Below are 19,703 nucleotides of genomic sequence, written 5' to 3' on the forward strand. Positions count from 1 at the left end.
TTACATTTTGTCGTCAATCAGGTAACTTGGCTAACAGGCGAGTGACAATTGCTAACATTTAGTGATAAATTTTTTCGTTATCATATCGCTAGTTTAATTAATTACTGTGGAGACAATGATGACCTCGACCCTAAAGCTTGCCGCAAGCCTCCCTGCCCTTGCCCTGCTTAGCGCCTGCGCGACTACTGCCCCAACCACAACCCCGACCACCCCTGCCGAGAGCGCAACCGATGTCGCCTACGACCGTATGGCGCCTGTGCCCTATACTTGCACCGACGGCGGCAAAATCATGGCAAAACAGTCGATTAACAAGCAGCAAGCCATGCTAAGCGTCACCTTACCAAAAGTCAACTGGTCAAGTCAGCCTTTATTACTCAATGGCGGCATGAATGGCGACACCGCAAGCTACGTTAACGACTCAAACCCTGAGGTCGTTTACGCTTGGCACATGAAAGGCAATGAAGCCATCTTGGCAATGAAATGGGCAACGGGTCAAGAATACCAAGTGACTTGCAAAATTTAATTGCTTTAAACAAAAAAGAAGTTAACGCCGCAAATTTAACAACTTGTATGAGCAGCTGTCAGGATTGATGGCTGTTTTTTTGGACAAAAGATGGCAAACTAGGGGTTATTTTTTAATTTAATGTTGGTTTAATTAGAGTTTTGGCGATAACAAAAAATAAAAAGGTGATTTGGTAATGGCTCAGCGTTTAATCAGCGTTTCAATCATGGCAGTATTTTTACTCACCTTAAGCGCTTGCGGTAATCCAAGCAGTGAGGTGAAAGACAACGCGGAAGCGAACAGCGAAGCCATTAGTAATGCCAAAAGCAGTGACACCGCGATGAACAGCAACGCCGCTGACATTACCGACGTTGCTAAAACGCCCGCCACCAAAAACGCCGCCAAAGCCATCGATTGGTCAGCCGTAGCAAGCGGTGAGCCGCCCGCTGACCCCATCCATTATCAATATCCGTTTGCTATCGACAGCCAAAACGTCCGCGATTACGCCGAATATTTTAAAGTCGATAAGCCCACTGCCCAGTATAACCTCACCGTTGGCATGGCAGTCAATGAGCCGCTAAACAAAGTCCTTGACCAGCTTGGTAACAGCTACGCATCACACGAGTTGATCGATGCCAAAAAAACGGTGCTGATTATCCATACCACGCCTGAGGTTCAGCCCTCAAAGTTTGATTACGTGATCCAAGGTGACTTTGGCAAAGGCTTAGTCTTGCCGATTGAGATTAAGCCGGATGGGGTGAAGGGTGAAAATAGTGGCAATCCGCATAAGTTGGAATCAGACGTCTAAAAACTTGCAATAAAAGCAGGCAATGTAGCTTACGCTGCGCTAATTGGTCTAGTTAAACCTAAAGTCATTCCAGCATCCCCAAAAACTCTTCCTCACTCACCACTTTGACTCCAAGCTTTTCCGCTTTGGCAAGCTTTGAGCCGGCTTTTTCGCCTGCGAGCAGCGCGGTGGTTTTGGCGGAGATGCTGCCAGTGACTTTTGCGCCAAGGGCTTGCAATCGGGCACGGGCTTCATCGCGCGCCATGCTATGTAGTGTCCCTGTGATGACCCACGACTGATTGGCAAGTGGTAAGTTGTCTGCCGCCTGCGCCTGAACCGTGTCCCAATGAACGCCTGCGTTAATCAGCGCGTCAATGACCTCGATGTTATGCGGCGCGCGAAAAAAGTCAAAAATCAGCTCGGCAGTAATCGCGCCAACGTCAGGAGTGGCAAGCAGCGCCTCGATATCTGCGCTCATGAGTTTCTCGAGCATTCCAAAGTGCAGCGCCAAGTTTTGCGCGGTAGTCTCGCCAACACCGCGAATCCCTAAGGCAAAGATAAATCGCGGCAAGGTGGTTTCTTTACTGGCTTCAATGGCGGCAAGCATATTTTGAACCGACTTTTCACCCAGTTTTTCAAAGTCAATCAGCGCGCTTTGGTGGTCTTTAAGCTTATAAATGTCGGCGGCGTTTTTTATCAGCCCTTCTTCAAAAAAGCGAATCAGCCAGCGATTACCAAGACCGTCGATGTCCATAGCGCGGCGCGAGACAAAATGAATGAGCGCTTCGGTCTGCTGAGCGGGGCAAAACAAGCCGCCGGAGCAGCGAGCTAGCGCCTCGCCTTCGGGCAAAATAACTGGCGAGCTGCAAACGGGGCAAGATTTTGGCAAAGTGACCGGCTTGCTGTCAGCCGGTCGTTTATCGAGCCAAACTCGGGTGACTTTGGGGATAACGTCGCCTGCGCGGTGGACGCTGACCATGTCGCCTGCGCGAACGTCCAAGCGCTGAATCTCGCCAAAATTATGCAAAGTGACGTTACTGACGGTGACGCCGCCGACTTTGACCGGTTCAAGCTTGCCGACGGGGGTGAGCGCGCCGGTGCGACCGACTTGCCAGTCGATTTGGTTGAGCCTTGTGATGACCGTTTCAGCAGGAAACTTATACGCCGTTGCCCAGCGCGGCTCGCGTGATAAAAAGCCAAGCTGTGATTGCAAAGCTAAGCTGTTGACTTTTATCACCGTACCGTCAATTTCAAAAGGCAAATCGGCGCGGTTTTCGATAATGGACTCATAATATTCTTGGGCAGCGCGCGGATTGGCAACGATGCGAACATTGCTTACGCTAAAGCCAATATCCCCAAGCCAAGCGAGCGCTGCCGACTGCGTGGCAATATCGCTTGGCAAGCCTTGATTGACTGAATAAGCATAAAAAGCCAAAGGTCGCGCAGCTGCGATGCTAGGGTCAAGTTGGCGAAGACTTCCGGCGGCGGCGTTTCGCGGATTGGCAAAGGTTTTGTCGCCGTTTTCTTCTGCCAAGCGGTTTAAGCGCTCAAATCCCGCTTTTGGCATCAGCACTTCACCGCGAACTTCAAGCAGCGCAATGTCTTTAGCAAGGCTTAGCCAACGCGGCAAATTGCGGATGGTTTTGGCGTTTTGGGTGATGTCCTCGCCCACTTGACCGTCGCCGCGAGTGACTGCTTGAACGAGATTACCAAATTCATATTTTAAAGATACCGCCAAGCCGTCAAGTTTGAGCTCCATTTCAAATTCAGGATTTTTTTGATTGTCGCTTAAGCGGTCATTCACGCGGCGCATAAAGTCGCCAAGCTCATCATAATCAAAGACGTTGCCGAGGGACAGCATCGGAATGTCATGGGTGACTTGAGTAAAGGCAGAAAGCGGCGCGTCCCCAACTTGATTGGTCGGGCTGTCGGGCTGAACCAAATCCGGATACGCCTCTTCAAGCTCAAGCAAGCTTCGGCGCAACTGGTCATACTCGCTGTCCTCAAGGGTTGGATTGTCAAGGACGTAATAAGCGTGATTATGAACTTTAAGCGTTTTTATCAGTGAGCGCATGGTCGCAATCACGGCATTGTCATCAAGGGGCGCGGTAGTTTTTGGCAGCATTGGGTCAGTCATAACAGCTCAATTAATCAGCAAATAAGGCTTATGATAGCAAGCTTTTTACGCTTTAGGGGACTTAAGGCTTGGCTCAATTTAAGGATTTGGTAACTCATTTTTTGCCAAAAAAAACAGCCCCAATGAGCTGCTTTTTATTGTTCATTTTAATGTTAAAGTTTTAATACTGCTCGTCATAATCGCGAACGAAATTGCGCAGTTGCTGCTTGGTTTCAGCGGTGACCGGATGATTATTGTCATCAAGCACTTCAGCATTCAAGTCTTTTGCCATGAGGGCTGCGATACTCATCATGCTGTCAAAGCCCATTAAAGCGGCAGGATTGGGCAGCGATAAAAATACCACAAGCCCATTATAAGTATTTAATGCCACGCTGTGCGGATCAAAAGGAACAATACCGTGATCGGTCATTCCCATCATACTAAACCAAAGTTTTCCGGTGCCGTCTTTATTTTGGTAGCGGTGAAACATATTCATCGCGCCAAATTTTAGACCGTATTTGTCAACGAGCGCCAAAAGATCGCGACCGCGAATGATAGCGGCGCGATTGGCGGAAGCCTGCGGCAAAATAGTGATATTGATATTGTCTTGCGCTGAAAACAAGGGCGCGTTTTGTTCATGCTCAGCGGCTTCTAGCAAATGCTGATCTAAAATGGGGCTTTGCTCGGTAAAGGCACTTTCAGGGGCCGTATCAATCACCGGCATCAAGTTGTCCGTGGCGCTCATTAAATCTGAGAACGCATCAGGGCTATCCGTTGGGCTTGATGAGTAGCTTTCAGTTAACGGCTGATTTTTTTGATTGGCAGTTGCCTTTGCTGTTTGCGGATGAGCGCTAGGGCTCTTATCATCGTCAACGACGGCTTGCAAATAGTCACGATCCGGTGCAATGGTCGTTTCTCCAGCCACCGCGTCGTCTAAATCAGGGTCATCAATGATATTGCGCTCGTGGCGCGGAATAATGGGAATGCCATTTTTATCATAACTGACCTGCTCCATTTCCGCACCATCACGGCGACGCGAGCCACGAATGACCAGCCAAATCCCTGCAATCACAATGACAAGGGCAAGCACAGTTAAGATCATCTGAGAGGCGCTCATGGGCAAGTTTCCTAAAAAGTAACCTGAAAAAAGTCAATCAACATGGAATGGCAAAGAGGTCATAGTCTAGCATGGCTTCATGATATCGTCATCCGTTGTCCGCGCCAATCTTTGCTGATTTACGACACCTTTTGTTCAAGGTAACGCTCAGCTTCGCTCAATTCAACGCTGACTTGGGTTGAAATTCCGGCTTGCGGCATGGTCACGCCTTTGAGTTCATCGGCGATTTGCATGGCAAGCTTATTATGACTGATAAAAATAAACTGAACGTCGCCTGCCAGCTCCTCAATCAAGTTGGTAAATCGTGCCACGTTAGCATCATCAAGCGGCGCATCAACCTCATCAAGAACGCAAAACGGCGCTGGATGCTGCTTAAAAATGGCAAAAATAAGACTGAGCGCGGTTAAGGTTTTCTCCCCACCCGACAATACCGCCAATCGGCTATTGCGCTTGCCTTTTGGCTGCGCCATTAATGTCAATCCTGACCGCCAAGCTTCCCGTTTTGGGGTATCGGCGGGCAGCTCATCAAGATTTAAGGTTAAGCTTGCCTGACCGCCGCCAAAAACTTTGGCAAATAAATTGGCAAGCTCAGCATTGACCGCATCAAGGGTTTGCAAAAACAGCGTTTTGGTGGTGTCATCGATAGTTTTAATCGCTTGATTCAGCATAGCAATGCTGCTTTCGATGTCCTCAATTTGCGCGGTTAATGGCTCAAGGCGCGCGTTTATATCGGCAAGCTCTTTGGCTGCGGCAAGATTGACCGCGCCGATTTTAGCAAGCTTGGCATTTAACGTATTAAGCTCATGATTTAACGCTGCAATTTGCTCAGGTTTTGGGCGGCGCTGATGGGCGATAAAATCACTGGTCAGGCTGGCAATACTTACTGCCAAATCTAAGGCTTCTATTCGGCGACTGGCATCCAAAAGCCGTTCCTCGCTGACGGCAAATTGGCTTGCAGCAAGGCTTTGCGCTTCTTGCTTGACTTGATATTGCAGCTGTAATTGGTCAAGCTCGGTCTTAAATTGGCTATGCTCGTTTTTAAGGGCAGAAAGCTCCGATTGATACGCCGTTAACGCTTGCAACTCTTCATCAAGAGTTAGCGCTAACTCGGTAACTTCAAGCTCAAGATTGGGCAGTTTTTGCACGATATTAGCAAGCTTTTGGCGCAATTGCGCTTGATGTTGCGCCGATTTTGTTAAGTCCTGCTGACGTTTTTGCAATGCCTCTTGATGATAACGGCGCTCAATTTCACTTTTTTGAATGGCAAGTTGCAGCGCTTGATACTCGTCATCGTTGACTTTTTGCGCGGTGGTGATTTGCTCGATTTGTAATTGCTTCGCGTTAATGTCAGTACGGGCGTGGTTAATTTCTATTTCACTTTTAGCAAGTTGCACATTAATCGTTTCTTGATTGGCTAACAGACTTTTAGCTAAATGGTCAATCTCACGCTCTTCAGCTTCAAGCTTTGCTTTATCTTGCTGTAAGCGTTCAAGGTTTGATTCTTGCTGATTAAGTTCAAGCTGATATTGAGTTTGCTGCTGACGTAAGTTTTGGTCAGTGAGTTGCAATTGGCTTAATTGACCGGAGATTTCCTCAATGCTAATAACAAGGCGGCTGTCCTCGCGCTGATAAGTTTTGAGAACTGCTTGAATGTCATCAATTTGGCTGTCAATCAGGTTTAACTCGTCATCAAGCGCATTAAGTCTGGTTTCTTGCGCCAATCTTTGGGTTAAAAACTGCTGATTTTCCGCGTCAAGTTTGCCATTAGTAAAGCGGTTTAACTGAACCGCGCCAAAGCTACCAACGAGCCAGCCATCTTGGGTAAGCATCAGCGCCGATTTTGGCAACGTGCTTAACATTGCTGCCAACTGGTCATCATTCATTTCTGCCATTGGCGTTAAGCACAAATAGCAGTTTTGCCAAAGCCGAAGATTTGGGGCGGCAATCAACGTATTAAGTTTAATTAGTGGCTCAGGGATATTTTTAGCAAAATTATCGTCAGTATCCGCCAATAACCAAAGGCTATGATTTGATTTTGGGTCGTTATTAACTTGATAATGAACCAAATCAGCCAAATACGGCTGCAAGGTTTGCGCTAACGAGCTGTTATCGTCAGCCTTTGCCGCGCCAGTTTTTGGTAAAACTTGACTGTCTAAAAATAGCATCAACCAATAATCAAGCAGCGCGCTGTGCGGTTTCCCTAACTCAGTCAGTTTAATTTGCTCGCGAAAGGAGGGTAAAGCAGTGACGTTTTGGCTTGATAAAATCGTTGCTGATTGCTTTGCTGATGCTATCGAATCAGTTTCAATTTTTGCTGATTTTTGATTTAGCAGTCGATGCAGCGTGTCATATTCACCAGTTAACTTTGCGCTTTTGGTTTCAAGGGCTTTAAGCTTGGCTTCCTCGGCTTTAATCGATTGGCTAAGCGTGTGATGCTCGTCAGTTAAGCACGCTTTTTGCTCATTTAACTCAAGTTTTTGTTCTTGATTGCGGCAAAGCTGCTGATTTAGGGTTTCGATTTGCTCGGCAAGCGGTAATTTTGAGGCGTTTTTTATCAAATTATTTTGCCAAAGCGCTTGTAAAGCGTCGTTTTGCTGCTGCCATTTTTGGCGCGTTATTTCTAGTTGTGATAACGCTTGCTCATTTAGCGCTTGGTCTTGTTTTAGCTTTTGATGTCGGCTAAGGGTTTGATTGAGCGTTGATTGCGCGGCATTTAGCTTGTCTTTTAGCGGTGATAACTGCGCGTCTTGTTTGCGGCGAGTTTCAGACAACAAAGCAAATTTTGGCGTTAACTCATTAAGTTTGGCAGACTCATTTTGATAGGACTGCGCTAACTGCTCAATGTCATGGCTTGCTTGCTGATATTGCTCATCGGCGCGGGACAATTGGTAGCTTGATTGCTGCTCGCTGTCTTTAAGCGCTTGCAAGGTTTGATTGATTTGTTGATGGCGCAGTTTGATGTCGTGATGCTTATCTTGAGCGCGGTCTTTAAGCCAAGTGACTTGGCTGATTTTATCATCAAGCGTGTTTTGTTTGGCTTTAAGCGTTTCAATTTCGGATTGAAATTTATTCACTTCTTTTGAAATCGCATCTAACGCAAGCTTGTTTTCGTGTTGCTGCTGCTTGGCTTGATACCACTCTTGAATGGCAAGTTTTTCTTTAACTACGCTGATTTGCGAATTTAAGTCTTGATAACGCTCGGCGCTTGCCGCTTGTTTGGCAAGGGATTTTTGCTGACGCGACAGCTCGCTTTGCAAGTCGCTTAGCCGAGCTAAATTTTCTTGAGCGGTGGTGAGCTGCTTTTGGGTTTCCTCACGGCGAGCTTGGTAGCGCGACACCCCTGCCGCCTCTTCGATAAACTCGCGAAGTTGCAGCGGGCTTGAATCGACAATTCGACCAATCATTCCCTGCTCGATAACGGCATAGCTGCGAGCGCCAAGCCCCGTTCCCAAAAACACGTCAATCACATCGCGGCGGCGCGCTCGCGTGCCATTGATAAAATAATCCGAGCGACCATCAAGGTTGATTTGCCGTTTGATGGCAAGCTCATGGTATAAGTTCAGCTCGTGGCGGATGCCGTGGGCTTCATCTTGGGTGTGCTCAAAAATCAGCTCAACGCTTGCCACGCTTTTGGCGGCTTTATCTTGCGTCCCTGCAAAAATCACATCGCTCATCGCGCCGCCGCGAAGCTGCTTGGCGGAGGTTTCCCCAAGCACCCAGCGGATGGCGTCAATCACGTTGGACTTACCGCAGCCGTTGGGACCGACAATCGCAGTGATGCCGTGGCGAAAGCTAAACGTGGTTGGGTTGGCAAAGGACTTAAATCCTGCCAGTTTTAAAGATTTTAGGCGCATGAAAATTAAAGCTTTTAAATTCGAAAGCGGCTATTTTAACTTAAAATGACCGCCGTTTTCACTCAAAGCTTGTTTAAAAAATACCCAAACCACTGAGCGTCAACTGAGCGCCAACAAACATCAGCAGCACCCCAAACGCGCGCTTGAGGGTCGCTGCAGGTAACTGGTGGGCAAGCTTAGCGCCAACTTTTGCCATCACAAAGCTGACGACAGAGATACACAAAAACGCCGGAATATGAACAAAGCCAATCGCTTCTTTTGGCAAGTTTTCGATATTTTGCCCAAACCAAGCAAAGCCAATCGCTCCTGCCACCGCAATTGGCAAACCGCAAGCTGCTGCTGTCCCGACCGACTGCTTCATTGATAGCCCCGCCCAGTTTAAAAACGGCACGGTCAAACTGCCACCACCAATCCCAAAGATGGACGACGCCAAACCAATCCCCGTTCCTGCACCAAACTGAACGCCTTGCGAGGGTAATGGCTTGCCAAGCTGCTCTTTGTTCGAAAAAAACAGCATTTTAATCGCCATTAAAATCGCACCAATCCCAATGATGGCTTGCAGCGCTTGACCGTCGATTTTTTCAGCAATTGCCGCGCCAACTAAGCTGCCAATGACCAGCCCTGCCCCCATCACCCGCCAAATGTCCCAACGAACGCCGCCGCGCTTATTGTGCGCCATCATCGAGCTGATTGAGGTGATAATAATCGTCGCAAGCGACGTTCCGACCGCCATATGAGTGACCACATCGGGAGAAAAATGATAAGCGGTAAAAATCCAAACCAAAACGGGCACAATAATCAAGCCGCCGCCGACCCCAAACAGCCCCGCACACGTTCCGGCAAACGCGCCTGCAATCACAAACCACAGATAAATCATCACTTTCCCTACCCTTTGTCCCGCATTTTTTTTATCATAACGCCAGCATCAGACAAGCATCACAATCCCTGAAACTACCCGCCAACTGCGGCAAAATAGCGGCTTAGTATAACAAATCCACCGCGCCGCCGCCTTACCCAACAACCTGAATAAAACTATGCAAACCTTAAATATTTTTTCATCAAAGTTAATCCCAAGCCCTATTGACCATCGTCATTTGGACAGTTGCCCATCGACCAATACCGCGCTGATTGAGGATATTAAATCTGGCACTCTTGACGCCAAAGCCTTGCAATTATTGACCGCAAACCAACAATCCGCCGGTCGCGGTCAACGAACGCGCTCTTGGCAATCGCCGGTTGGCAATGTTTATTTGTCGCTTTATCATCCGATAACCAATCCTGTGAGCGGTCTTTTGTCGTTAATCGTCGGTCAGCGCTTGGTTGAGATGCCCATTATCCAAACCTTAAATAAAGAGCTTTTAGGGCAAAATTTAACCCCAATTCAAGTGAAATGGGCAAATGATTTGGGCTATTATCAATCCACTCAAGAACCGTCGCCACCAAACAGTAAATCGCAAAGCTTATTGTATTTTAATAAACTTGCCGGAATATTAATTGAGCCGGTTTGGCAACAAGGCAAAATGCTGGGCGTCGTGATTGGCGTTGGCTTAAATGTCAAAGCCACGCCAAAATTAAACCAAAGCAACCGTGAGGGCATGAGCTATCACGCGCTAAGCTTGGCAGACATTAATAATTTATTAGCAAAAAACTCAAAAAATAGCATGAATTTGCCAAGTTTAAATGAGATTTATCAACAAATAAGCCAAGCACTTATCCATGCCGTTGCCGATTTTGAGAAATTGGTTATTGAACAAAATCAAACTGAAACGCCAAACACCAACGCTTTTTTGCAAAAATTTAATCAGGTTGACGCGCTGCGGGGTAAATCAGTAATTATCAACCAAGACAGCGCTTGGGGTAACGCTGACACCCACCAAACCATGAGCGGAAAAGTTATCGGGATTGATGGCAACGGCTGTTTGCAATTGCAGCGCGATGACGGTAAGATTTGCGCCATTTTTACCGGAACGATTGATGTGATAGGCTAATTTTTAAAGTCTAAAAAGTTATCTTGTCACAAAAAGCTATCTTGAAAAATCCGCAATCGGCACGCAAAAAACAACTGCTTTTAACCAAACTTGTAACAAAGGACGCCTATGCTTTGGCTTGACCTTGGTAACACCCGCCTAAAATACTGGCTGACCGATGAGCTTGGGCAAATTGTCGCTCATGATGCCAAGCAGCACCTGCAAGCGCCGACCGAACTGTTAATGGGACTCACCGACCGCTTTGCACAGTTTGCGCCAAGCTTTATTGGTATTTCCTCAGTTTTGGGCGAGGCGCTAAACGTTCAAGTTGCTGAGACTTTAAGCAAATTGGACATTGCTTTTGAATTTGTTCACGTTGACGCCAAGCATCCGCTGATGACCAGCCGCTATGATGCCAATCAGTTGGGCTGCGACCGCTGGCTACAAATGCTCGGCGCGGTGGATAGCGCTAAGCGTCAATGCGTCATCGGCTGCGGAACGGCGGTAACCATTGATTTAATTGACCATGCCGAGCATTTGGGCGGTTATATTTTTCCTAATATTTATCTTCAGCGCGAGTCGCTATTTTCAGGAACCAAGCAAATTACCATCTCAAATGGCACGTTTGACAGCATCAGCGAGGGTACCACGACGCAAGACGCGGTTCATCGCGGGATTTTATTGTCCATCGTTGGGGCGATTAACGAAATCAGCAATCGTCACCCCAACTTTGAACTCATCGTCACCGGCGGCGATGCCAATATTATTGCTCAGCATATCAACCGACCGGTGCGAATCCGTCATGATTTGATGCTCAATGGCTTGGCGCGCTACTTTGAGCAGCACTCGCCTTAGCCAATTTTGCTGCCTTTTTATTAAGAACTAAGCGGTGACAGGCGCTTTAAGCGTGACATTGGCTTGGATTTTGCCGTTATCGTCAAGCAATTCCATAACCAATTCGTCATCGGTTTCCGTTTTTACTTGCCAATTGCCACTTGCCGTTGGGATTCCGGTTGCCATAACCGAGATGGCTTTGTTTTTTAAGCGAATCATTGGCGGCTTGTGCTCGTAGCCTGAATGCTCAAGTCCTAAAATGTCGTCAGCAATGGTGGCTGCTTGCGCGCGCAGGGGCGCAACGTAACGGCACGGCACGCCGTTAATTGACATACAATCGCCAATGGCGTAAATATCACGGGTGGTAGTTCGTAGCGTTGGCGCGTCAACTTTGATGCCGGTTCGGGTATCAAAGTCAATGTTGGCAGCGGTTGGCAGCAATTTATCAACGGTCAAGCCGGTACTTGCAATCACATGGTCGGCGATAAAGGATTTTGCCTCATCACCCAACTGATAGCTGACCTCAAGCGTGCCATCGTCATTTTTGACCACATCCATCACTTGAGCGCCGCCTAAAAACTCAATCCCTTGCGATTTGATGGCGGCAGCAATGCGCGCGGTTGCGGCTTCTGGCAGCATTTGTGCAAGTGGGGCTTGGTTAATATCCATCAAAGTGACGCTATGACCGGCTTTAAGCAAATCTTCGGCAATTTCTGTGCCGACCATGCCTGCGCCAACGATAGCCACGCGCTGAGCTTCGCCTTGCAACTGCTCTTGCAATTCGCCAAAGCGCTCAATGTGGTTGACGTGCCAAACCAGCTCTTCAGGCAAGCTTTTGGGGAAAATCGGTCGCGCGCCCATTGCTAAGACTAACTTTTCGTAGCTAAGGGTTGCATAATTGGTATAAACGGGGTCGGAGCGCAATGAGGACACCAGTTGCAGCTGCTTTTTTTCAGGCTCAATGTCGGTGACCGAGGTATTTGCCAGCAGCGTAATGTTGGCAGCTTTTGCCGCCTCCTCGCCTGAGGCACGAACCAAATCCGCCACGCGCTTATTTTGGCTGATGGCTACCGTCAGCATGGGCTTGTGGTAGCGGTCGCCATTATCACTGGTGATTAAGGTAATCGGAACGTCTTTATCTTTAGCGCGAATGGCATCAATCACGTGCCAACCGGCAAGCCCTGCCCCAATAATGACAATAGAATTTGCTGGCAAATCCGTACTCATAGCAACTCCAACTTCACATCAAAAAATACGTTTTAAATTTTAAAAAGAAACCTTTGGCATTGTAGCAGCAAATCATGCTTGCCACCAAAACAGCTGACAATTTTTCTCAATTGCGCTATTAAGTCTCATTTTAAAGCTCAATCAATAAAAGCTTAATGGTTTAAAATTTTTGATAAAAACGCCTGAGCGCGCTCACTTTTAGCATGGGCAAAAAACTCATCTTTGCTGCAATTTTCAACGATATGACCTTCATCCATAAAAATAATCCGGTTCGCCACTTGACTTGCAAAGCCCATCTCATGGGTCACGCACATCATGGTCATGCCCTCGCGAGCAAGCTCAATCATCACATCAAGCACCTCTTGAATCATTTCAGGGTCAAGCGCGGAAGTTGGCTCATCAAAGAGCATGGCTACCGGATTCATCGACAAGGCACGAGCAATCGCTACCCGCTGCTGCTGACCGCCGGACAGCTCTGCCGGATATTTGGGCGCTTGCGCAGAAAGTCCCACGCGGTCAAGATAGCTCATGGCTTTTTGTTTCGCCTCCGCCTCTTTGCGACCTAATACCTTAATTTGCGCCACCGTCAAATTATCAATAATGGTTAAATGCGGAAACAGTTCAAAATGCTGAAATACCATCCCAACTTGGCTGCGAAGTTTAGGTAAATTGGTTTTTGGGTCGCCAACCGACACGCCATTGACCAAAATTTGACCTTTTTGAAACGGCTCAAGACCATTTACCGTTTTAATGAGCGTTGATTTTCCGCTTCCTGAGGGACCACAAACCACCACTACATCGCCTTTATGAACGTGAGCGGTGCAATCGGTCAGCACTTGAAAATCGCCGTACCATTTGCTGACGTCCGTCATTTTAATGACAATCTCATCACTTGCATGACCGTTATTGGTCACCAAACCGCCAAACTCATTAATAAAGGTGTTTTTATCGTTCAAATCAATATTAACGGCAGCCGTTTTTATCTCAGTTGTCATGTTATTTTCCATAATCTTGTCCTATTTTTTTACTTATTATCAACCAAAAGCGCTAAGCCTTACTAAAAAAGCCATTGCTAAAACCATTAACCTTAAAACCGAAAGCGCCGTTGTAGCCGCTGAACGCCAACTGATGCGACAAGACTGATGATAAAATAAACCGCCCCTGCGCCCAAAATGTAGGGCGTAAGCAGTCCCATCAGCTCACCGCGAACGTAAGCGGCTCGGAAAAAATCGGTAACGCCAATCGCAAAAACTAGGGTAGTATCTTGAAATAAAATAATACACTGCTGCAAAATCAGCGGCAGCATTTTGCGAAACGCTTGCGGCAAAATGATTAAGCTCATGGTTTGCTTATAGGTCATGCCAAGGGCGCGAGCGGCATTGACCTGACCGCTGCCAATCGATTGAATTCCCGCTCGGACGACCTCCGAAAAATACGCGGCTTCAAACACCATAAACGCCACCACGCACGAGGTAAACGCGGTATCAAGGAGCAAATACTTGCCTGTAATCCAAAAATAAACCATCGGCACGGCAAAATAAAACCATAACAGCACCAACAGCAGCGGCACCGAGCGAAAATAGTTCACATAAAGCTTGGCAGGAATTTCAAGCGCTTTGATGCCCGATAAGCGCATGAGCGCCAAAATCGTCCCTAAACTAATTCCGCCAATAATGGCAAGACCAAGCACTTTTAAGGTGGTGAGCATCCCGCCCAAAAGCCCCGGATAAGCGGTTGCAAGTTCTGTCGATAAGCTCATTTTTGACCTCCTGCAATCAGCCCCGGAACGCGAAGTTTGCGCTCAATCAATCCCATAATGGCGATTAAAGATAGGTTAAATACCAAATAAATAACCGTTGCGTAGGTGTAAATTTCAAAGTTATTTTGGGTATATTCGCTGATGGTTTTGGTTTGGCTGATCAGCTCCATCACCCCAACTAAGGACGCCACTGAGGCATTTTTAAAACAGTTGGTCAGCTCTGAGCTAAGTGGCGGCAAAATCACCCGAAACGCTTGCGGCAGCAGCACTTCTTTATAAGCTTGTTTGACGTTGAGCCCGAGCGCAAAAGCGGCGTTGATTTGACCTTTCGGCAGCGACTCAATTCCGGTTCGAACTTGTTCAACAATGCGCGCGGCGGTAAACAGCCCAAGACCGATACTTGCCGAAATCATCGCGGAGGTGTTGGGCGATAAGCCTTTATACCACCACTCTTGAAGTACAGGCGTCATCCAATTTGGCGCCACATAAAACCAAAAAAACAGTTGAACCAGCAGCGGAATATTACGAAAAAAAGTCACATAAGCCGTGCCAATGGCGCGCGCCGTTTTGTTTGGCAGCGTTCGCATGATTCCTAAAATTGTGCCAACCACCATGGCAATCAGCCAAGCTATGCTGCCAATGACCAAAAGCCAACCAAGCCCTGTCAGCATCCAATGAAGATAAAGCTCGCTGCCAACGCCGGTGGACTCAAACAAGACGCCCCAATTCCAGCTATAATTCATAATTTGCCCTCCCTGATATGGCTTTTTTCTTTACTTATTTTTCTTGTTTTAGTTTTGCCTTGTCCTTAAGGCACTTACGCGCCTAAGGCGCGCAAGTGATTAAAATATGACCAACTAAGTTACCGCAGCTTTGCCCCAATACTAAGGCATTAAGACGCGGGAGCAGCCGGCGCGGCGGCGACATTTTTCGGCTGAGTGCCATCATGCGGGTCGGCAAGCAGCGCTTTTAAGTTGTCTGACATCTCAAAGTTTAAGTTGACGTTTTTCGGCGGAATGGGGCTTAAGAACCATTTGTTATAAATGTCGTTGATTTCCCCTGAGCTAAAGGTGTTGGCAAGCGCTTCATCAACCACCGCTTTAAATTCAGGGTCGCCTTTTCGCATCATACAGCCGTAAATTTCAAACGATTGCGGCTCACCAACGATAACCCAATCGTCTGGGTTTTTGGCTTTGGCTTTCTCACCTGCAAGCAACACGTCATCCATCATAAAGGCATCGGCGCGACCGCTTTCGAGCATCAAAAAGCCCTCGCCGTGGTCTTTGGCAGAGATGATATTAATGTTCATTTTATTGTCGTCGTTAAATTTGCGGATATATCGCTCGGAGGTTGTCCCTGCGGTGGTGACCAACGTTTTACCTTTTAAATCGGCAAAATCTTTGATTCCAGAGTCTTTTTTGGTTAAAAGACGGGTGCCAATTTCAAAAAAGCCGTTGGAAAACGCCACTTGCTTTTGGCGCTCTTCGTTATTGGTGGTTGAGCCGCACTCAAAGTCAACCGTGCCGTTTTGAACTAAAGGAATTCTGGTTTGTGAAGTGATGAGGTTATAGCGAACGTTTAAATTGGGCATATTTAGCTTTTGCTTGACCGCTTCAACGATTTTCATTTCTAAGTCATGAGCGTAGCCCATCGGCTGCTTTGGGTCGTCCGCGATATAAGAAAACGGAATGGAGGAGTCGCGGTAACCGACCACGATTGTCCCTGAATCTTTGATTTTTTGTAGTGTCCCGCCCATGTCGCCTGAGGTTGCTGCGCCACCGGCATTCGCTGCCGTGTCGCCAGTTTGGCTGCTGTTATTACAGCCGGTGAGCATGAGCGCCATCACGGCAGCTAATCCAAGCGGTTTAAAAAGCGCATAAGTCATAAGATACATCCTTTTATCAACAGTCCAATTCCAAAAAATGAAGTCCACCTTTCTTAACTCAGCCACTTCAATTTTTGGGTGAATAAGCTCAATTATTACCCAATAGTCAATTTAAGTGCAACTTAATGTTACTCTACCTTAAATATATTATTTGAGATACTGTTTTTTGTTACGAGGGTTATAAAATTGCATTATGCCTCAAACATCTTCTTGTATTAAACCTCAGACTTTGTGGCAAGTTTGATTTGATAATTGCTAAATCACCCCCATCAAATAAAAAGTTTCTTAATTTAATGACGGCTTATTCATGACCGAAATCTCAACCACCCCAAACGCAAGCTTAACTCACCAAGACGTCCGCCAACGCTTTTTTATTGAAGACTCACCGGTTCGCGGCGATGTGGTGCATCTAGCCAAAAGCTATGCCAGTATCATTGCCCAAAAGCCCTACCCTGAGTCCATCAAGCGCTTGCTTGGTGAGATGCTTAGCGCAGCCAGCTTATTAATCGGAACGCTAAAAATTGACGGCACGCTGTCCATTCAATTGCAGTCCTCCGACAGTGAAAGCCTGCTCAACTGGGCAATGGCGGAATGCGACCGCGACGGCATTATCAGAGCGCTTGCCAGCTTTAAAGCCGATACCGACGAGCAACAGCAAGCTTGGGACAACATGACTTCCGCCAATGACGCCTTTGCTGAGCTTGGCGCGGTTGGTCAAGGCGTACTGTTTATCAACATTCAACCCAAAAACGGTGAGGCTTATCAAGGTATCGTTGAGCGCAGTCATGATAATTTGGCAGACTGCTTGGCGCACTACCAAAAGCAATCAGCTCAGATTCCAACGCTGATTAACTTGGCAAGTGATGGGTTGCAAGCCGGCGGTATTTTGGTGCAATTGTTGCCGCGCCGTGATGACGAGGAAGCCGAAAAAGTCGATAGCGATTTGTGGCCGCGATTGACCGTATTAACCAGCACCATCAAAGCCGATGAGCTGATCAATTTGCCGCCAACTGAGCTTTTGTACCGGCTTTATAATGAAGAAGAGGTGGTGCTACCGGACGCGGTGGCGCTTGAATTTGGCTGCACCTGCTCCAAAGACAAATGCAACAGCGCCATTTTACAAATCGGTGAAAATGAGATGCTCGATATTTTGGACGAGCAAAACGGCAAATTTGAGATGGATTGCGGCTTTTGTGGGGCGGTTTATCCGTTTGATAGAAGCGATATTGAAAACTTGTTTGCTGAGTAACTGTTTGCTAAGTTTAAGTCTGCTTTAATTTTTAAAAAGGCAAGCCACGCCAATGGCTTGCCTTTTTTATCCGCCATTTAAAAGCTTTAAATCACCACACTTAAATCATTGGGATAAGAATGAACGCAAAGCTGTGGGGATTGTGCCAACGCATCTTGACCATTAGCAATGAGCCACTGAATAATTTGCTGATGAACGCGGTCGTTATACAACAAATTGTAATGACTGACGCCATAAAAAATCGCTTTGTGCTGCTCAGGAACAAGCAGCGTATGGGTGTCGCTGTCCTCGCCAAGCGCCGAGGCGATATTGACCAAGCCATCACCAAGCAAACTGGTGGCTTTGGAATCATAGTGACCCTCAACCAAAGTGGCAGCAATTAAATAGCTGCGGACGTGCAGCGGCAGTCTTGCCGGATGACGAAATTCAGGAGGCAAGACGCTTCGAGTGTCCAGCGGCTTCCAATCTTCATCGCGGACGCTGCCATGACGCAAGTCAATGATGCCAGCGCTGCGCAAATCCCCAAGCTTTGCCAAAGACCCTGCAAAAGGCAATTTAGCAATAATTTCTTGAACAAAATTGCCAATACGCTCAAGGCTTGCGCCGTGGTGCGGTGAGCCAAGCGTCATCAGATTGCCGACTTGGTTAATCCAATCAAAGCCTTGCGCCTTACCATAAAACAGCGCACTTCTTGCCACCAAACCGCCCATGCTGTGACCGATTAAATCAATTTGGGTGATGTTTGGGTTATGATCTAAAATGTCTTTTAATAAATAGGACAAATCCCGACCATTGATGGAAATGCGTTGACCCGAATTATAATCTAAATATAAGGCAGTCGCTCCCAAAATATCGCGCTCAATTTTGCGACCAAGACCATTGTTATCGGTAGGATGCCAACTTAAATAACTCATACAAAGCCCGTGACACAAAACCACAATTCGACCGGATAACTCATAATGCGGAATATTGCCTTGGCTGTCGTAAACCACCATCGGCGTGGCAAGGGCATTATCATGAGTGACCAAATGATCCCCCATGACCCCATTTAAGACATTGACCAAAGGCTTTAATCGCCGTGGTAACGGCTGAGCGGTATTTTGATTGACGATGGTATGATACAGGTGCAAGCCGTTGGCAAGATTGCTGCCGACAAATTTGGCGGTTTTGCGAACGCGATTATAAACTTTGGCAGTAATGCCGCGCTGCCACTTGGTTAGACTGCGCGAATTTAAACGCCCAAGCGGTCTGAGCATAATTTCGCGGTGAATTGCCTCGACAATTTCGGTAATTTCAACCACGCCCATGGTGGCAAGGCAAGTAAGCCCCTCAAGCATATCGGCTAAGGTTACCGGCTCACGATCAGTAAGCGGCACCAAGTTTTGCGGCGTCGCCACCAACTCTAATAAGGTCGTTTCATCTAAGTCATCAAGCGAATCTAGCGCATCATAAAGCTCTAACGAGGCGATTGCCTCTTGAAATGCGTCCTGAACGTCGCTTTGGTCGGGAACTTCGTCGTAATCTTGCTCAGGAAAGCTCATCTTAGAGTGAATCATAATAAATCGCTTGCCATAAAGTGAGATAAAAATAAGGGCTCAATCACCCAAAGCGTCACCGCCAAGGTCAATGAGCCCTCATACTAGCGAGTATTGTGCCAAAACAACAGTTATCTATTGTTGCTAAACCTTAATACGCTGACTGGACTTGAGCTTGCCATTGATGACTGCCAAGTACCAAAGTCAACTGATCATTTAAAGCCAACTTGCCAACGCCGCTTGGCGTTCCGGTCATAATCACATCCCCTGCTTGTAAGCTAAAGGCGTGACTGATTTCCGCAATCAGTTCAATCACCGGAAACAGCATCAAACTGCTGTCACCATCTTGAACCATTTCATCATTGATCATCAGCTGATAATTGACGTTTTTAAAATCACCAAAGTCGCTTGCACTAACCCAATCGCCCAACACGCAAGCGCCATCAAAGCATTTAGCGCGCTCCCACGGCTGACCTTTGGCTTTAAGCTGGCTTTGCAGCTCACGCAGGGTCAAATCAAGCCCTAACGTCACCCCGCCAATGGCAGATTTTGCCTCAAGAGCACTGGCATTTTTTAAATCGCTGGATAATTGAATACAAAGCTCAGCTTCGTAGTGGGTGTCGCCAAATGTAACCGCATCAGGAAGATTAATCGTTCCAAGCTCACTTTGACTCAAATAAGTCACGCAAGAGGCAGGCTTCATAAATAGCAGCGGCGATTTTGGGACTTCATTGCCAAGCTCACGCGCATGAGCGGCATAATTGCGACCCACACAAACCACCTTACCAATGGCATGACCATTTTTTTGAGCCGTCATCGCAACATCCTTGTTTTTATTTTAAAAGATTTATTTTAAAAGTTTGCTTGAAAA

General features: G+C 47.2%; 16 protein-coding genes. 5 read left to right on the forward strand and 11 right to left on the reverse strand.

Going from position 1 to position 19,703, the window contains the following annotated elements; translation table 11 throughout:
* Positions 1-115 precede the first annotated feature (115 nt).
* Positions 116-523 carry a hypothetical protein gene (locus ACZ5XY_RS04120; protein ID WP_464743155.1) on the forward strand — a complete coding sequence of 136 codons (408 nt, stop codon included), beginning with the start codon at positions 116-118 and terminating at the stop codon, positions 521-523.
* Between the two features lie 175 nt (positions 524-698).
* Positions 699-1,310, forward strand: coding sequence for a hypothetical protein (locus tag ACZ5XY_RS04125; protein ID WP_464743156.1), 612 nt, complete (start codon positions 699-701; stop codon positions 1,308-1,310).
* Between the two features lie 64 nt (positions 1,311-1,374).
* Here ACZ5XY_RS04125 and ligA read toward each other — a convergent pair whose 3' ends face one another.
* The 4 genes from ligA to ACZ5XY_RS04145 all read right to left on the reverse strand — a co-directional run bounded on the left by ligA (position 1,375) and on the right by ACZ5XY_RS04145 (position 9,253).
* A complete protein-coding gene (gene ligA / locus ACZ5XY_RS04130) occupies positions 1,375-3,426 on the reverse strand; it encodes an NAD-dependent DNA ligase LigA (protein WP_464743157.1) in 2,052 nt (683 codons plus the stop codon).
* A gap of 160 nt (positions 3,427-3,586) precedes the next feature.
* Positions 3,587-4,522 (reverse strand): cell division protein ZipA, encoded by a 936-nt coding sequence (locus tag ACZ5XY_RS04135; RefSeq protein ID WP_464743158.1) that lies wholly within the window; start codon positions 4,520-4,522, stop codon positions 3,587-3,589.
* Positions 4,523-4,641: 119 nt separating this feature from the next.
* Positions 4,642-8,376, reverse strand: a complete 3,735-nt coding sequence (locus tag ACZ5XY_RS04140) for an AAA family ATPase (RefSeq protein ID WP_464743159.1) — start codon at positions 8,374-8,376, stop codon at positions 4,642-4,644.
* Positions 8,377-8,449: 73 nt separating this feature from the next.
* On the reverse strand, positions 8,450-9,253 hold the full coding sequence (locus ACZ5XY_RS04145; protein ID WP_464743739.1) for a sulfite exporter TauE/SafE family protein: 804 nt from the start codon (positions 9,251-9,253) through the stop codon (positions 8,450-8,452).
* A gap of 157 nt (positions 9,254-9,410) precedes the next feature.
* Between ACZ5XY_RS04145 and ACZ5XY_RS04150 the strand changes: the two genes are divergently transcribed.
* Together ACZ5XY_RS04150 and ACZ5XY_RS04155 are read left to right on the forward strand one after the other, a co-directional pair.
* A complete protein-coding gene (locus tag ACZ5XY_RS04150) occupies positions 9,411-10,364 on the forward strand; it encodes a biotin--[acetyl-CoA-carboxylase] ligase (RefSeq protein ID WP_464743160.1) in 954 nt (317 codons plus the stop codon).
* 108 nt (positions 10,365-10,472) lie between these two features.
* Complete coding sequence (locus ACZ5XY_RS04155; protein ID WP_464743161.1) at positions 10,473-11,198, forward strand: pantothenate kinase; 726 nt, start codon at positions 10,473-10,475, stop codon at positions 11,196-11,198.
* Between the two features lie 27 nt (positions 11,199-11,225).
* On the opposite strand, the gene ACZ5XY_RS04160 is transcribed toward ACZ5XY_RS04155, so the two are convergent.
* The 5 genes from ACZ5XY_RS04160 to ACZ5XY_RS04180 all read right to left on the reverse strand — a co-directional run bounded on the left by ACZ5XY_RS04160 (position 11,226) and on the right by ACZ5XY_RS04180 (position 16,048).
* A complete protein-coding gene (locus ACZ5XY_RS04160) occupies positions 11,226-12,404 on the reverse strand; it encodes an FAD-dependent oxidoreductase (RefSeq protein ID WP_464743162.1) in 1,179 nt (392 codons plus the stop codon).
* Positions 12,405-12,556: 152 nt separating this feature from the next.
* A complete protein-coding gene (locus ACZ5XY_RS04165) occupies positions 12,557-13,276 on the reverse strand; it encodes an amino acid ABC transporter ATP-binding protein (protein WP_464743741.1) in 720 nt (239 codons plus the stop codon).
* 215 nt (positions 13,277-13,491) lie between these two features.
* Positions 13,492-14,163, reverse strand: coding sequence for an amino acid ABC transporter permease (locus tag ACZ5XY_RS04170; protein WP_464743164.1), 672 nt, complete (start codon positions 14,161-14,163; stop codon positions 13,492-13,494).
* Positions 14,160-14,906 carry an amino acid ABC transporter permease gene (locus ACZ5XY_RS04175; RefSeq protein WP_464743166.1) on the reverse strand — a complete coding sequence of 249 codons (747 nt, stop codon included), beginning with the start codon at positions 14,904-14,906 and terminating at the stop codon, positions 14,160-14,162. The genes ACZ5XY_RS04170 and ACZ5XY_RS04175 overlap by 4 nt, the downstream gene beginning before the upstream one ends.
* Positions 14,907-15,055: 149 nt before the next feature.
* A complete protein-coding gene (locus ACZ5XY_RS04180) occupies positions 15,056-16,048 on the reverse strand; it encodes a glutamate/aspartate ABC transporter substrate-binding protein (protein ID WP_464743168.1) in 993 nt (330 codons plus the stop codon).
* A gap of 307 nt (positions 16,049-16,355) precedes the next feature.
* Between ACZ5XY_RS04180 and hslO the strand changes: the two genes are divergently transcribed.
* The gene (hslO, locus tag ACZ5XY_RS04185) at positions 16,356-17,297 is read left to right on the forward strand and encodes an Hsp33 family molecular chaperone HslO (RefSeq protein WP_464743170.1); all 942 of its coding nucleotides are present in this window, start codon (positions 16,356-16,358) and stop codon (positions 17,295-17,297) included.
* 86 nt (positions 17,298-17,383) lie between these two features.
* Here hslO and ACZ5XY_RS04190 read toward each other — a convergent pair whose 3' ends face one another.
* Both ACZ5XY_RS04190 and ACZ5XY_RS04195 read right to left on the reverse strand, forming a co-directional pair.
* Positions 17,384-18,853 (reverse strand): PGAP1-like alpha/beta domain-containing protein, encoded by a 1,470-nt coding sequence (locus ACZ5XY_RS04190; protein ID WP_464743172.1) that lies wholly within the window; start codon positions 18,851-18,853, stop codon positions 17,384-17,386.
* 130 nt (positions 18,854-18,983) lie between these two features.
* Complete coding sequence (locus ACZ5XY_RS04195) at positions 18,984-19,649, reverse strand: fumarylacetoacetate hydrolase family protein (RefSeq protein WP_464743174.1); 666 nt, start codon at positions 19,647-19,649, stop codon at positions 18,984-18,986.
* Positions 19,650-19,703 lie beyond the last annotated feature (54 nt).

Source organism: Psychrobacter sp. GTC18467, from assembly GCF_055397455.1.

Coding starts and splice junctions, on each gene's coding strand:
- ACZ5XY_RS04140 (WP_464743159.1), bottom strand. CDS start 8,376: ATGCGCCTAAAATCTTTAAAACTGGCAGGATTTAAGTCCTTTGCCAAC.
- ligA (WP_464743157.1), bottom strand. CDS start 3,426: ATGACTGACCCAATGCTGCCAAAAACTACCGCGCCCCTTGATGACAAT.
- ACZ5XY_RS04180 (WP_464743168.1), bottom strand. CDS start 16,048: ATGACTTATGCGCTTTTTAAACCGCTTGGATTAGCTGCCGTGATGGCG.
- ACZ5XY_RS04170 (WP_464743164.1), bottom strand. CDS start 14,163: ATGAGCTTATCGACAGAACTTGCAACCGCTTATCCGGGGCTTTTGGGC.
- ACZ5XY_RS04155 (WP_464743161.1), top strand. CDS start 10,473: ATGCTTTGGCTTGACCTTGGTAACACCCGCCTAAAATACTGGCTGACC.
- ACZ5XY_RS04160 (WP_464743162.1), bottom strand. CDS start 12,404: ATGAGTACGGATTTGCCAGCAAATTCTATTGTCATTATTGGGGCAGGG.
- ACZ5XY_RS04145 (WP_464743739.1), bottom strand. CDS start 9,253: ATGATTTATCTGTGGTTTGTGATTGCAGGCGCGTTTGCCGGAACGTGT.
- ACZ5XY_RS04165 (WP_464743741.1), bottom strand. CDS start 13,276: ATGACGGACGTCAGCAAATGGTACGGCGATTTTCAAGTGCTGACCGAT.
- ACZ5XY_RS04190 (WP_464743172.1), bottom strand. CDS start 18,853: ATGATTCACTCTAAGATGAGCTTTCCTGAGCAAGATTACGACGAAGTT.
- ACZ5XY_RS04120 (WP_464743155.1), top strand. CDS start 116: ATGATGACCTCGACCCTAAAGCTTGCCGCAAGCCTCCCTGCCCTTGCC.
- ACZ5XY_RS04195 (WP_464743174.1), bottom strand. CDS start 19,649: ATGACGGCTCAAAAAAATGGTCATGCCATTGGTAAGGTGGTTTGTGTG.
- ACZ5XY_RS04150 (WP_464743160.1), top strand. CDS start 9,411: ATGCAAACCTTAAATATTTTTTCATCAAAGTTAATCCCAAGCCCTATT.
- hslO (WP_464743170.1), top strand. CDS start 16,356: ATGACCGAAATCTCAACCACCCCAAACGCAAGCTTAACTCACCAAGAC.
- ACZ5XY_RS04135 (WP_464743158.1), bottom strand. CDS start 4,522: ATGAGCGCCTCTCAGATGATCTTAACTGTGCTTGCCCTTGTCATTGTG.
- ACZ5XY_RS04175 (WP_464743166.1), bottom strand. CDS start 14,906: ATGAATTATAGCTGGAATTGGGGCGTCTTGTTTGAGTCCACCGGCGTT.
- ACZ5XY_RS04125 (WP_464743156.1), top strand. CDS start 699: ATGGCTCAGCGTTTAATCAGCGTTTCAATCATGGCAGTATTTTTACTC.